Genomic DNA, 13,731 nt, shown 5'->3' with positions numbered 1-13,731 from the left:
TTTCTTGTCGGTGGGCAGGTCTAGTCTCGAATGTATGTTCGATAATGGATCGACGGGCGGTGTGGGGGCAGTTGTAGATGACGGCCGTCCTGTCGTCGATCCACTCGTGCTGCCGGACATGCTCTTTGCAACGGCGCAGAGCGAGAACATGCTAGCCGCACAGAAGGTGCTCGGTGCATCCATGTTGTCGGAGTCGAGATTCAATGCGGAGCTCGACGTGTCCGGTGATGTCGACAAGGCGTGGCGGATCGCGTGCAACGAGATCGCGGTCATGCTCACGTGTTCGCGGCGCACAGCCGAAGTTCACATCGAGATCGGTGACGCCTTGCGCGAGTTCCTTCCGCTCACCAAGGCTTCATTTGCTGCCGGCGAGCTGGACTATGCGCGTGTGCGCAAGATTGTCGACGGACTCACCGGGGCCGCCCCCGAGGCGATCGCAGCACTCGAGCGCCGAGTACTTGCCTCCGCGCACCGTCTTCCGCCCGGGCAACTCGAGCGCGACATCGAACGTCAGCTCTTTGCCTACGATCCGGATGCTGCCGCCGAACGTCGCCGGAAAATGCTGGAACACCGCGATGTTCGCACGCGTGCAGACCGTCACGGACTCGCCCAGTTGCAGGCAACACTCAGCGCGAACGAGGCTGTCGAAGCGCTTGGCCTGATCAACGAGGCCGCCGGAAGCGTCTGCAACCACGATCCTCGGAATGCCTCGACGCGCCGGGCCGACGCGTTGGTCGCTCTCCTGCACGGCGAACAGGGGCTGACTTGCCAGTGTGGCAGCGAAACGTGCGAGGCAGTATCCCCAGCAGCTCGATCAACTGCGCCCTCACGTCGGAAGCCGTTGCTGCACATCGTGTGCGATCTGGCGACGCTCCTCGGATTGACGTCAGATCCCGCGAGTATCGACGGGTACGGGCCAATCGATCCCGACTATGCTCGCGAGCTTGCCACCGATTCCACTTGGCAGGCACTGTTTGTCGACTTTCGCTCTCAGGCCGCCGGGAATCGACCGCGTCGGCGACATGCTCCGACTGTCCTGCCGCTTGTCACCCGACGTGATTGCCTGAGTCGCGAACCGAAAGGCTGCGGAGATCGGATTCGGGCGATGCAACGGTTGGTCGCGCGAGCCCCGGACATAGTTCGAAGATCGGATGGGCATGGCGCCCAGCCCGATCCACCTCCCGGCGCGCTGACCTATGCTCCGGGAGCGGCTCTGGCCGCATTGGTGCGGGCCGTCGACGGTCACTGCCGGTTCCCTGGTTGTTCGGCGCCCGCGAACAGGTGCCAACTCGACCACATCACCGAGTTCGATCCTTCCGACCCGAGACGCGGTGGGTGGACCATTGCGAGCAACCTCCAATGCCTGTGTCGCCATCACCATCAGGTGAAGACATACAGGTTATGGACGCCGGTGATGCTCGTGGATCGTGCCATTCACTGGACCGACAGCACCAGCGGGTTGACGGCTGTCACGGTTCCGGAGAGGCGCTGACTTCGAAGATGGTCTCCAGACCGTCTTCTTCGTCCCACTGCTCACCGACTTCGTTGAAACCGTACTGGCTGATCAGATTTCGCGATGCGATGTTGTCCGGGCTGATGGTCGCTCGAACGATGTGCACTTCGGATTGGCGACTCGCGACGTCGAGAAGTATCTCGAGGGCAGTTCGAGCGTAGCCCAGTCGCCGGAATGCCGGGTCGATGCGATATCCGATCTCCACCATCCCGCGCGCGTCGGGGCGACCGTGGAATCCGGCCAACCCCACCGGCGTCGAGGTGCGGGCATCGACGGCGATGCGGGTGATCCACGCGCTGTCGAGTGGGTTCCCGGATATCTGCTTGCTCCGGTAGCGCCACAAGCCCTGGCATTCTTCGCCGAGGAGATACGGGGTCAGCAGGTTGGGTTCGAGTTCCATTGCGAGAGTGGCGTTGTCTCCACCCAGTGCATGTAGGGCGAGTGATGGAACCCGGATCAGTTGAAGTCCACGTCCGTCGAGTGTCCAGGGTAGTTCGGTGACTGTCACAGGTCGGCGATCGGAGTCGACAGAGTTATGTCGACGCCGATGCTCCGAAGATTGCCGTCCAGAACCTGCCAGATGGAGCGCCCGAGAAACTCGGCCAATTCCGCACTGGTCACATCGGAACCCGGCTGGCTGAGCCAACGGTTGACGCTGACGTCGACCAATCCGATGACGCCGAAAGCCAAGGGCTCCGCCATCTTCGACGGTTTGCCGCGGCTGGCGAGGATCGCGCCCAACAGGTTCCCCAATTGGACGGCGATGGCCGTCTTGGTTCCGGTCACCACTTTCGAACCGGTAGCCCGCGTGCTCGGCGAGCCCTTGCCTAAAAAGTGGTGCAGTCGTGGGTATTTCACAATCCACTGGAGGTAGGTCTCGACTGCCCGTGAGATAGCCTCGCCGACCGTACCCTGCGGCGTGAGGGTGGGTGTCAGGTCGGTCATCATCATCTCGAGGATGCGAACTCGCAGCTGCTCGTCGAGGTCGGCTCGATCCTTGAAGATCCGGTAGACAACGGAACGTGGGACGTCGGCGCGCTCGGCGATCTGCTGGACGCCGACGTCGGCGCCACCTTCGTTGACTGCATCGAGTGCTGCGTCGAGGATCCGCGCTTTGCGCTGCTCCTTGTGATCGTTCCAGCGAGTGCTGCGCCCGTCGGGCTGCGCCGACTCGGCTGTTTTTGTCATAAATCGAACGATACTCACCCCGCCATTGACTGGACAAGATGTCTCACATACTTTGGTGGGACAGCGTGTCACACACAGATACCGTTCTCTTCAGGAGTGGCAATGAGTAACAGGGTTTTTGTCGTCGGCGTCGGCATGACGAAGTTCGAGAAGCCGGGAGCCCGCGAGTGGGACTACCCCGACATGGCACGCGAGTCGGGTACCAAGGCGCTCGAAGACGCGGGTATCGACTACACCGAGGTCGAGCAGGCATACGTCGGCTACGTCTACGGCGAGTCCACCGCAGGTCAGCGGGCTGTCTACGAGCTGGGTCTGACGGGCATCCCCATCGTCAACGTCAACAACAACTGTTCGACGGGATCGACCGCGCTCTACCTCGCCACGCAGGCAGTCAAGAGTGGTCAGGCCGACTGCGCACTGGCGCTGGGCTTCGAGAAGATGCAGTCCGGGTCCCTCGGATCCACCTACGACGACCGTGAACAGCCACTCATGCGGCACCTCCTCGCTCTCGCCGAACTGCAGGAGTTCGCGATGCCGCCCGCTCCGTACATGTTCGGCGCGGCCGGCGTCGAGCACATGGAACGCTTCGGGACCACTGCAGAGCAGTTCGCGAAGATCGCCGTCAAGAACCACAAGCACTCACTGAACAACCCGTATGCCCAGTTCCAGGACGAGTACACCCTCGAGCAGATCCTCGAAGCGCGCCAGATCCACGGGCCGCTCACCAAGCTCCAGTGCTCGCCTACCTCGGACGGATCCGGCGCGGCGATCATCGCCAGCGAAGCATTCGTCGAGAAGCACGGCCTCGCTGCTCAGGCGATCGAGATCGTCGGGCAGGCCATGGTCACCGACATGAACAGCACCTTCGAGGACAAGAGCGCGATCAGTCTCGTCGGCGCGGACATGACTCGTAAGGCCGCTGAGAAGGTATACGCGCAGGCCGGGATCACCGCCGATGACGTCGACGTCATCGAACTCCACGACTGCTTCTCCACCAACGAGTTGCTGACGTACGAGGCACTCGGACTGTGCGCCGTAGGTGACGGCGGCAAGCTCGTCGACGCCGACGACACCACCTACGGAGGACGCTGGGTGGTCAACCCGTCCGGCGGCCTCATCTCCAAGGGGCACCCCCTCGGCGCAACCGGCCTTGCCCAGTGCGCCGAACTCACCTGGCAGCTCCGCGGAACCGCCGACAAGCGTCAGGTCGACGGCGCGAAGGTCGCGCTCCAGCACAACATCGGACTCGGCGGCGCAGTTGTCGTGACCGCATACAAGCCCTACGCACGCTGAATCACACCCACAACCCGCCAGCTACCCACTAGGAGTTTCATCATGGCTTCCGTTTCCGTCTCCGCTGTACTGCCCGCATCCCCCGAGAAGACCTGGGATGCGCTCTCCGACCTGTCTCGCTGGGAAGAGTGGCTCACCATTCACCAGGGCTGGAAGAGTGAACTCCCCACCCAGGTTGCGTTGGGCGCCAAGTTCACCGAGGTCGTCTCCGTGATGGGTATGGCAAACAAGATCGAGTGGACCGTCGAAGAGGTCGAGGTTCCGAAGATGGTCAAGATTGCCGGTACCGGAATGGCCGGCGTCACCGTCGAATTCGTTCTCTCGGTCGAGGCCGACGGTGCCGGTTCGAAGGCAACCGTCGACGCCAGCTTCAAGGGCACCATGATCGTCGGGCCGATCGGCAAGGCAGTAGCCAAGAACGCCAAGGCTGACCTCGAGGCCTCGCTGGCCAAGTTCGCCGAGCTGGTCGGGTAACGGCTCGATGACGACACCGAAGACTAACGCGGTCGAATTCGATACGTCCGGGCTGGACGTATGGACCGATCCGGAGCACTTCGAGGTGACAGCCGAGCGCATCGCTGAATATGCCGCTGCCACCAACGATCCCATCGAGCGACACCTGAAGGGCGAGATCGCTCCACCGGTCTTCGCGGTGGTACCCGTCTTCATGTCGATGGCACCCGCTGCGCTGTCGGTGGCGCCGGTCGAACTGCTGATGAAGCTCGTTCACGGTGAGCAGGACTTCCTGTTCCACCGTCCGATCTACCCCGGTGACCATCTGGTCGCTCGTGCCAAGCCCATCGGATTCGAGGGCCGGGACAACGGATCCACCGTCGTCATCTACGTCGAAACCAAAACCGACAAGGGTGAATTGGTCAACGAGCAGTGGATGACGGCCTTCTTCCGCAAGGTCGACGCAGGCCCCGGACTTGGCGAGAAGGCTCCCGAACACCGATTCGACGACGCTCTTCGCGCGGGTAGTCCCGCAGCGGTGGTGAACCAGCACATCGACGAGGACCAGACATTCCGGTACTCACCGGCTTCCGGCGATCCGATGCCGATTCACCTCGACGAGGAGATCGCTCGGATGTCCGGTCTCCCCGGAATCATCAACCATGGACTGTGCACGATGGCGTTCACGTCGTGGGGAGCCCTGACCGAACTGGCAGGCGGCGAGACCGAGCGGTTGCGCCGTCTCGCAGTGCGATTCGCGAAACCCGTACTCCCGACACAGGACATCGAGACGGTGTTCCACAAGTCGGGTTCGGCAGACGGAGCCACGTCGTACTCGTACGAAACCAGCGCGGTCGGTGACCTCGTCATCAAGGACGGCCTCGCGGTCATCGCCGACAAATGAGTCTTCATGTCCGACAACTGAACTGATGGGAATCTGAACTGATGGGAAGTCTCGACGGTCGCGTAGCGATCATCACCGGAGCAGGACGCGGCATCGGCCGTGAGCATGCGCTGCTCTTCGCTCGTGAGGGTGCGAGCGTCGTGGTCAACGATCTCGGCGGAGCAAACGACGGTTCCGGTGCAGATGCCGGCCCCGCGCAGCAGGTAGTCGACGAGATCGTCGCTGCAGGCGGCAAGGCTGTTGCCAACACCGACAACATCGCCACCTGGGACGGCGCCGAGGGCCTTGTCAAGCAGGCCGTCAGCGAGTTCGGCCGACTCGACGTACTGGTCAACAACGCCGGCATTCTTCGTGACGCCTTCATCGCCGGTATGGACGAGAGCCAGTGGGACGCAGTCATTGCCGTGCACCTCAAGGGTCACGCGGCGACGCTGCACCACGCTGCCGCGTACTGGAAGGACCAGAGCAAGGCAGGCGAGACCGTCAACGCTTCGGTCATCAACACCGCTTCGGCTTCGGGTACCTTCATGCCCAACGCGGGCCAGGGCAACTACGGCGCCGCCAAGGCGGGCATCGCAGCCCTGACTCTGGTGGCCGCTGACGAGCTCGATCGATACGGCGTGCGTGTCAACGCTATTGCGCCGATCGCGCGTACTCGGCTGACGCTGGCGACACCCGGTATGGGCGCGTTGTTCGCCGCCGAGGTCCCCGAGGGTGAGTTCGACGCGTTTGCGCCGTCCAACATCTCCCCGCTGGTGGCCTATCTAGCGGCAGCGGATTGCAAGCTGACCGGCAAGGTGTATGCCGTTCAGGGTGGGGCCATCACGGAACTCGCCGGCTGGCACGGTGTGAACACCATCGAGAGCGAGGGTCCCTGGACCACCGCCGACCTCGCAGAACGTCTGTAAGCGCATGGCACGCAACGCATACGAACTCGGCCTCGGGCTGAGTGAGGAGCACACCGCACTCGCAGATTCGGTGCGGTCATTCGCCGAGCGCACCATCACTACCGAGCAGGTGCGCGCGGCGGTGGAGTCGAGGACCGAGGACAAGTTCCCCGAGTTCTGGACGGCCCTGGTCGGGCAAGACCTTCTCGGGCTCGCGGTTCCGGAAGAACAGGGTGGTCACGGCGCCGGTCTGCTGACCTTGGCGGTGGCACTGGAAGCATTGGGCCGCACTGTCTCTCCCGGCCCGTTTGTTCCGACAGTATTGGCAAGCGCCGTTCTCGGTGCCGCCGATTCCAAGGCGGGACCCGAGTTCCTGCCGGGTCTGATCGACGGAAGTCGTACGGCAGCAGTCGCCTTGGGTGCACCGTTGACGGCCGAGTCGTCGGACGGCGGATACAAGATCACGGGCGCACTCGACGGTGTGCTCGGCGGTGAACACGCCGACGTGCTGCTGGTCCCGATCCAGTTGCCCGAGGGTGTCCGCTACGCGGTGCTCGAGAGCAGCGCAGTCGCGATCACCGTGCAGGACAGCATCGACGTGCTGCGCGGCAGTGCGCGGATCGAAGCTGACAATGTTCAGATCAGCGCCGAACGGATACTCGACGGTCTCACCGAGGCGCGGGTACGGTCCATTGCCGCAGTCGTTCTCGGCGCCGAAGACGTCGGCGTCATGTCCTGGTGTGTTTCCACTGCGTCGGAGTACGCCAAGACACGCGTGCAGTTCGGGCGACCCATCGGCCAGTTCCAGGGCGTCAAGCACAAGTGTGCGCAGATGGGCATTGCGCTCGAGCAGGCACGCGCCGTTGTGTGGGATGCGGCAAGCGCATTGGACAAGGGCGACGACACGGCAGATTTTGCCGCCGATATCGCCGCAGTCATCGTGCCGGACGCCGCAGTGCAGGTAGCGCAGGATTGTGTGCAGGTCCACGGCGGCATCGGATTCACGTGGGAGCACGACGCCCACCTGTACTACCGGCGCGCGCTCTCGATCCGCGGCATTCTCGGCACCCGCGAGGATCGTGCCAACCGTGTTGCGCAGCAGGCACTTGACGGTGTCAGCCGGGCTTCGGTTCTCGAACTGCCGCCCGAGGCAGAGGAGATCCGCGGCGACATTGCGGCCGAGCTTGCCAAGTTGGTCGAGCTCGACGAGGACGACCAGCTGATCGCGCTCGGCGACGGCGGCTGGGTTCAGCCTCACCTGCCGAAGCCGTACGGGCGCAGCGCCGCTCCGCTCGAGCAGATCGTCATCTCCCAGGAGATCAAGGCTGCGGGTATCTCGATGCCGCAGCTCCTGATGGGCACCTGGGCCGTGCAGGCCGTCGTAGCGCATGGTTCGGACAAGCAGAAGCAGGAATTGGCAATACCGACCCTGCAGGGTGAGCTGGTGTGGTGCCAGCTCTTCAGTGAGCCCGGTGCTGGTTCCGACCTCGCGTCATTGTCCACGAAGGCCGAAAAGGTCGACGGCGGTTGGAAGATCACCGGTCAGAAGATCTGGACCACGGTTGCGCAGTTCTCCGACTGGGCAATGCTGATCGCCCGTACGGACGCCACCAAGCCGAAGCATCAGGGCATCACCTACTTCGTGCTCGATATGTCGACACCGGGCATCACCGTCCGCCCGCTGCGTGAGATGACGGGTTCGGCGTTGTTCAACGAGGTGTTCCTCGACGACGTGTTCATCCCCGACGAGAACGTGGTCGGCGAGGTCAACGACGGCTGGAACGTCGCACGTACGACGCTGGCCGGCGAGCGCGTCGCCCTGAGCCAGAAGATGGAGGCGTACGCCTCGGACTCCGATCTACTGAAGTTCGCGAAGTCGGCAGACCTGAGCCCGATCGGGCGCTACCGCGTCGGCGAGCTGGTGGCCGAGAGTCAGGCGATCGACCTCATCGGCTCCCGCGTTGTGCTCAAGCAACTTTCGGGAATCGACGTGAGTACGACGTCGAGCGTCGGCAAGCTGTTGGCGATGAAGATCAGCCAGTCGATCGCCGAGTTCGTCGTCGCCGAACTGGGTGCTGCCGGAGCGGTCAGCATCCCAGGTCAGCCAAGCGACAAGGCGATGGAGCAGCTCATTTCGGGCCGTGCCACCACCATTTACGGCGGCACAACCGAGGTGCAACTCAACGTGATCGGTGAGCGCATGCTCGGATTGCCGCGAGACTGAGGGTATTGACCGGTGAGGCTCAGTCCTGGATTCTTCTCCAGGGCTGAGCCTCTTCCAGTTCGAAGGCCAATTCGAGGAGCGTGCGCTCGTCGCCGAGATCGGCGGAGAAATGCGAAGCCAACGGCAAACCGTTGCTGGTCTGGTGCATCGGTAGCGAAATCGCGGGACCACCGGAGATGTTGTTGAGCGGTGTGAACGACGTGTACGCGATCAACTTGTCGAAGAGTTCCTCGAAAGGCTGAGCGGGAGAGAGGTATCCGAGTTCAGGGGTGGTGTGCCCCAGGGCCGGCGAGAGCACGACGTCGTACTTCAAGAACATGGCGCTGTACTGCTGCTGGAGGCGTCGCAGGCGGTAGAGCACGCGCGGCGTCTTCACCAGGTTCTTCCGGTACAGCGTGTAGAGGCCCTTGGTGAGATTGTCGGTGCCGGACTTGTCGAAGTCGGGCCCGAGCATCTGTTTGCCACCGGTGGAGATGGCAAACGACAAGAATCCCCAGTAGATGCTGAAGTCGTCGATGAATTCCGGTCCGACTGGCAATGCCGCGTCCTCGACGTGATGGCCAAGGCTTGCAAGGAGTTCAGCCGTAGCTTCGACGGACTTGCGTGTCTCGTCGTCGGTCTTGGTGACCGTCACGGAATCGGTGATCACGCCGACGCGCAGGCGGGTTGAGCTGGGTCCTTCGATCAGGCGAACCGGTGCGAGTCGTGGATTGCGGTAGTAACTTTCGGCCGCTGACATCCATCGTGCGGTGTCGCGAACCGTGCGGGTGACGGCGCCCTGAGAGATCAGCCGGATCGGCATCGACTTGTCGGCCGGATCGGCGATGGTACGGCCGCGAGTGGGTTTGAGTCCGACCAGTCCGCAGGCAGCGGCGGGAATGCGAATCGATCCACCACCGTCGTTGGCGTGCGCGATCGGGAGGACTCCGGCAGCAACCAGTGCGGCAGCGCCACCCGAGGAAGCGCCCGACGAGTAGGCCGGGTTCCACGGGTTGTGCACGGGTTCTTCCGTCATGTACTCGGTGGACGCACTGAATCCGAACTCGGGCAGTCGGGTCTTGCCGATCGAAATGGCCCCGGTGGAGAGGAACTGCTTCGCGAAATCGCTGTCAGCCTTGGCGGGGACTGCTGTGAAGGCGGTGCTGCCCTGCTGGGTGGGAAGGCCGGCACTGTCGGTGTTGTCCTTGATCGCGGTGGGGACGCCGGCGAAGATGCCCGCGGCCGGCCGGTTGCTCCTGGCAAGGGCGCGATCGAAGTCTGTGCAGGCCAAACCGTTCAATTGCCCCTGCACTGCCTCGGCGCGCGCGATCGACGCCTCCATGACTTCCCGTGCGGTCACCTCGCCTGATTCGATCCGGGCGGCGACGCCGGTGGCGTCGAGATCGCCCAGGGCGTCATCGGTGAATGCGTGGACGGGGGTGTTGGGGCTCATGGGGATCCTTGTCAGGCGGAGGCACTCAGGTCGTCCGTCCAGCATATTGGACGGACGACCCCTGAGTGGCGCTATCTGTGGATTGCGGTATCAGCTACCGAAGATCGTCACTGCCTGCTCTGCTGCCTGCGGCGCCTGCTGGAACACTCCCTGTGGGATGAACTGCTGCGGAATGAACTGCTGGGGGCCCAACTGCTGGAAGTTCGTGACCATCGGGTGGATGACGTTGTTGAATACATCGTTGAACATGTGTTGTGTCCTTCGGTTACAGCGTTTTTCGAACTTCTGACTCCATCGACACTAAGCACGGTTCTGACGAGTTTCAACGAAAATTGCTGATACACAGGCAAGTTCAAGTTCATTGCCAGCTGGGGGCCAGGAATCGGTCTTCCTTCACAGCTTGGACGCTGCGCCGTGCAGGTTCTTGGCTGTCGGGGAGGTCTCGACGGATTTGGGATCGGGGTACGTGCCCAGTACTCGATCGGCAGTTCCCGCGGTGGTGACGGTGAACCAGTAGTGCTCGTTCTTGAAGTGGTGGTTGCGGTGGTTGCGCCAAACTGACCGGTAGAGAGCAGTTTTCGGCTTGTAGTCACTGTGGATGAGGAAATGTGTCCACTCGTAACCGAGGCCGAGCACGGAAATGCAGGTCAGGAACGTCAGACCGAGTTCGACGCGGGGAAATGCCAGGAGGGCGACGGCTGTCAGAACGGGAATCACGATCAGGAGCGTCTGCCACGGGATGAAGATGAGTGAGACGGTTCGCGGCGCAAAGTGGTGTTCCCGATGGCTGCGCGCCAGCCGTGAATCGAGTGTGACGCCGGCAATGGTTCGTGGCTTCCAATGAAGAACGAAGACGTGAATGATCCACTCCACGAAGGGGAATGCGGCAAGCATCACGAGCGGAACGAGGGCGTCGGTGATCTGCCAGTTGCCCACTGCGATGCGCGCCGCCGCGGCGGCCAGCAGCATGGTGCCGATCATCCACGGCGTCGGTGACTTGCGGAACGTCCGTGCTGCGTCGGCCAGAGTGAGAGGCTTGCTCATGGTTTCAGTCCTTCCAGGAAGGTGAGAGCATCGCCGATTGCCGTCGTACCGGTGTGAAGGAGCTGTGCGGCTGACGCCTCGGCAGTTGACTCGTCGTGTGAAGTGATGGCGGAGGCCAGTTTTCGATACAGGTCGGTCTGGCCGACTTCGGCGACCATGACGGATGCAAGTGCAGTCATAGCCGGCTCGTATGCAGCCCGAAGGCTGTTGAAGATCAAACGGAAGGCAATGGAATCTGCGCTGTCGACGACGACGTCCCAGAACGCCAGAGCGCGGTCTTGCAACTCCACTGGATCTTCGGTGGCGCCTAGTTGATCAACGGCCGTGTCGAGTTCTCGGGCGGATTCCGCGGAGATGCGACGGGCGGCCAGCACAGCGATCTGCGGTCCCATCAACTCGCGAGTTTCCAGGACGCTGCGCACCACGGTCAGGTCGGGGACGCCGTCTCGAACCAACAACTGGGGGAGAAGTTCGGGTCCGGCCTGGCGTCGAAAATCTCGCACGGACGTGGACTCGCCCTGGCGGACCTCGACGAGCCCGGCCTGGGCGAGCTTCTGAATTGCCTCGCGGACTGCGGGCCGCGAGACACCGAATGCCTCGGCGAGCTTGCGCTCGCTGGGTAGCGCCTCACCCGCGGCCAACTCTCCGGCCAGCACTTTCACCGAAATCTGGTCGAACACTGCGCCGGAAGCGGAGGTACGTGCAACGGGTTGGAACATGTACTGACCGTAAGCGCTAACTGGTGAGAGGTCAAGTGGTATGACCAGTTACCGTCACTGCAGGTTGCGAGTGGTGTCCGCCAACTTGTTCAGGAAGTCCGTGTAGGTGAGTGCGAATCCGACTTTGTCGTCGTAGTCGAGCGGTGCAACATTGCCGGCGGCCACGGCTGGAACACGATCCCACGCCGGGTTGCCCGGCCAGGAGTCGAGATTCTGGGCGACGACGACATCGGCGTCGGCGAGCACATCCGCATTCTCCCAACCGAATTCGGCGCTGTAGCCGCCGATCGCGGCCGACTGGGCGGCGGTGATCGCGTCGTTGGACAAGATCGTGTAACCGAGTGACGACGCTACGTCGACGGTCAGGTTGTTCGGGGTGTTGAACACGAAGAACTTGTCCTCGATCAGCGATACGAAGGCGATCGTCTTGGTCTGCGCGACGGAACCGACGTCGTCGCGGGCAGTGGCGAGAGCGGCTTCGTACCGCGCCTGTGCTGCCGAGGCGGCGGCGGTCTTGCCCAGTAGTGCCAGTTGCTCGCCCATGAATCCCAGAGGCCCGCCGAGTGATTCGGTCTCCTTGTCGGGCGAGCTGCCGTCCTGGATCACCAGAACCGGTGCGATGTCCTCGAAAGTGAGGTTCTGTGACTTGTAGCTCTCGTACCAGCCGACGGAGATGAGGATCAGGTCCGGGTTGTAGCTCAGCACGTCCTCCTTACTGAGATTGCCGCCCAGATGCCCCGCATCGGCAGGGACCTTGGATGCGAGATGGCTCGACTCGTCGTAATCGAGGGCGACGATCGGGTAATCGGCGAGAAGTGCGAACTCGAGGGACGTCCGGGAGTCGATGACAACCACTCGCTGCGGGTCGGCAGGTATCTGGGCGGAGTACCCCGCGAAGCTGTAGTCGATGGTCTCGGCCGAAGGCGAGGGCTGGTCGTCGGACGAGCTGCACGAGGCGAGCGTGCCGATCAGGATCGCGCCGACCGCGAGCGCGATAGACCTGGCAAAACGGCGGCGGTGGTGCATCTGTGGTGTTCTCCAACGTGTTCGGGCAACATGGTTTGCCTTGCCTAACAACGCTAACGTGTCACCCGTGCGGGTTTGGTGCCATTCTGATGCGGTTTCATGACAGGTGAGAACGAGCGGAAGTACGCGGCGGGGGTGTGGCCGATGACCTGCCTGAACAGGTCGATGAACGTTCCAGGGTTGGCATACCCGAGGCCGCGGGCCACGGCGACGACAGGTTTGCCTGCGGCAATCTCGATCAATGCAACGCGGACGCGCACCAGAATTCGCCATTGAGTGAGCGTCGTGCCGGTGTCGGCCTGGAAGCGGCGCATCAAGGTCCGGCCACTCACGCCGATGGTGCGAGCCCAGTCGGAAGTGGTGCGGTCGTCCGCCGGATCGGCGATGATCTGCTGGGCAATCGAAAGAAGGTCAGGCGTTCTCGGCAACGGAATGTCGAGACTCGCGGCCTGAACGGGATGGATGAGGTCGATTGCCACCTGCTGTAGCCGTAGTCGCTTCAGGTCGGGCATGGCGTTGTTCTCGTTGTGTAACAACACCTCCCGAAGTGCACCGGTCATGGGTATGCCGACTATCGAGTCCCAATCGGTGTCGATTCGATCCGGCGTCAGGTACGTCGCGAAGATGACGGCGCCGTCGTCGGAGCGGACGCGGTGCGCAGTGCCGGCAGGAATCCAGATGCCGAGCATCGGCGGAACCATCCAGAGGTGTTCGGACGCTTCGAGGGTGACGGTCCCACCTGCCGACCACAGCAGTTCATGTTCGCGGTGGGTATGGAAATCCCAGACGCCAGTTGCCGTGCTCTTGAACCGGATGGTGCTGACGGACCACGGCTCCGCGACGATCCGGTTCGGGGTGGACACCGGCTCGTTCCACGTCGACGGTTTCAGGGTCGGCGCTCCCCACAACATGATGCCGGGGAAGTCCTGTCGCGAAGGCGTCACGAACCAAGAACGTACCGGCTTCCGGCCGTCGACCGAGGGGGTGCGCGTATCGATGGCTCGATCGAAACAGTGGTTGGCCATGACGCTTCACCGTAACAGTGCAG

General features: G+C 62.8%; 14 protein-coding genes. 6 read left to right on the top strand and 8 right to left on the bottom strand.

Annotated elements, in window-relative coordinates; genetic code table 11:
- The first annotated feature begins 34 nt into the window (after nt 1–34).
- A complete protein-coding gene (locus tag CPI83_RS28195) occupies nt 35–1,492 on the top strand; it encodes an HNH endonuclease signature motif containing protein (RefSeq protein ID WP_097388064.1) in 1,458 nt (485 codons plus the stop codon).
- Here the strand turns inward: CPI83_RS28195 and CPI83_RS28190 are convergent.
- Both CPI83_RS28190 and CPI83_RS28185 read right to left on the bottom strand, forming a co-directional pair.
- Nucleotides 1,470–2,021: a GNAT family N-acetyltransferase gene (locus CPI83_RS28190; RefSeq protein WP_097388063.1), complete on the bottom strand. Its 552-nt coding sequence runs from the start codon at nt 2,019–2,021 to the stop codon at nt 1,470–1,472. The genes CPI83_RS28195 and CPI83_RS28190 overlap by 23 nt on opposite strands.
- Complete coding sequence (locus CPI83_RS28185; protein ID WP_080909309.1) at nt 2,018–2,701, bottom strand: TetR/AcrR family transcriptional regulator; 684 nt, start codon at nt 2,699–2,701, stop codon at nt 2,018–2,020. Before CPI83_RS28185 ends, CPI83_RS28190 begins: the two co-directional genes overlap by 4 nt.
- Before the next feature lie 102 nt (nt 2,702–2,803).
- On the opposite strand from CPI83_RS28185, the gene CPI83_RS28180 reads away from it, so the two are divergent.
- The 5 genes from CPI83_RS28180 to CPI83_RS28160 are packed head-to-tail and all read left to right on the top strand — an operon-like array spanning nt 2,804 to nt 8,462.
- Nucleotides 2,804–3,994, top strand: a complete 1,191-nt coding sequence (locus tag CPI83_RS28180; RefSeq protein ID WP_097388062.1) for a lipid-transfer protein — start codon at nt 2,804–2,806, stop codon at nt 3,992–3,994.
- Nucleotides 3,995–4,036: 42 nt separating this feature from the next.
- Nucleotides 4,037–4,468, top strand: a complete 432-nt coding sequence (locus CPI83_RS28175; protein ID WP_019746343.1) for an SRPBCC family protein — start codon at nt 4,037–4,039, stop codon at nt 4,466–4,468.
- A gap of 7 nt (nt 4,469–4,475) precedes the next feature.
- Nucleotides 4,476–5,351 (top strand): MaoC/PaaZ C-terminal domain-containing protein, encoded by an 876-nt coding sequence (locus CPI83_RS28170; RefSeq protein WP_021342394.1) that lies wholly within the window; start codon nt 4,476–4,478, stop codon nt 5,349–5,351.
- A 41-nt stretch (nt 5,352–5,392) separates the two neighbouring features.
- Complete coding sequence (locus tag CPI83_RS28165) at nt 5,393–6,259, top strand: SDR family oxidoreductase (RefSeq protein WP_007735961.1); 867 nt, start codon at nt 5,393–5,395, stop codon at nt 6,257–6,259.
- 4 nt (nt 6,260–6,263) lie between these two features.
- Nucleotides 6,264–8,462 (top strand): acyl-CoA dehydrogenase, encoded by a 2,199-nt coding sequence (locus CPI83_RS28160; protein WP_080909307.1) that lies wholly within the window; start codon nt 6,264–6,266, stop codon nt 8,460–8,462.
- Between the two features lie 19 nt (nt 8,463–8,481).
- Here CPI83_RS28160 and CPI83_RS28155 read toward each other — a convergent pair whose 3' ends face one another.
- From CPI83_RS28155 to CPI83_RS28135, 6 genes are all read right to left on the bottom strand, one after another.
- Nucleotides 8,482–9,894, bottom strand: coding sequence for an amidase (locus CPI83_RS28155; protein WP_020905719.1), 1,413 nt, complete (start codon nt 9,892–9,894; stop codon nt 8,482–8,484).
- Nucleotides 9,895–9,984: 90 nt separating this feature from the next.
- Nucleotides 9,985–10,143, bottom strand: coding sequence for a hypothetical protein (locus CPI83_RS31100; RefSeq protein WP_003944172.1), 159 nt, complete (start codon nt 10,141–10,143; stop codon nt 9,985–9,987).
- A gap of 144 nt (nt 10,144–10,287) precedes the next feature.
- Entirely contained in the window at nt 10,288–10,938 is a 651-nt protein-coding gene (locus CPI83_RS28150) for a sterol desaturase family protein (protein ID WP_020968076.1), read from the bottom strand.
- The gene (locus CPI83_RS28145) at nt 10,935–11,657 is read right to left on the bottom strand and encodes a GntR family transcriptional regulator (protein ID WP_019746349.1); all 723 of its coding nucleotides are present in this window, start codon (nt 11,655–11,657) and stop codon (nt 10,935–10,937) included. Before CPI83_RS28145 ends, CPI83_RS28150 begins: the two co-directional genes overlap by 4 nt.
- A gap of 54 nt (nt 11,658–11,711) precedes the next feature.
- Complete coding sequence (locus tag CPI83_RS28140) at nt 11,712–12,683, bottom strand: ABC transporter substrate-binding protein (protein ID WP_019746350.1); 972 nt, start codon at nt 12,681–12,683, stop codon at nt 11,712–11,714.
- 53 nt (nt 12,684–12,736) lie between these two features.
- Nucleotides 12,737–13,627, bottom strand: coding sequence for an AraC family transcriptional regulator (locus tag CPI83_RS28135; RefSeq protein WP_232816821.1), 891 nt, complete (start codon nt 13,625–13,627; stop codon nt 12,737–12,739).
- Nucleotides 13,628–13,731: the final 104 nt, after the last annotated feature.

Source organism: Rhodococcus sp. H-CA8f (genome assembly GCF_002501585.1).
GTDB classification, from domain to species: domain Bacteria; phylum Actinomycetota; class Actinomycetes; order Mycobacteriales; family Mycobacteriaceae; genus Rhodococcus_F; species Rhodococcus_F erythropolis.
The sequence above is the reverse complement of the archived record's forward strand: the minus strand, read 5'-3'. Positions and strand labels throughout refer to the sequence as shown.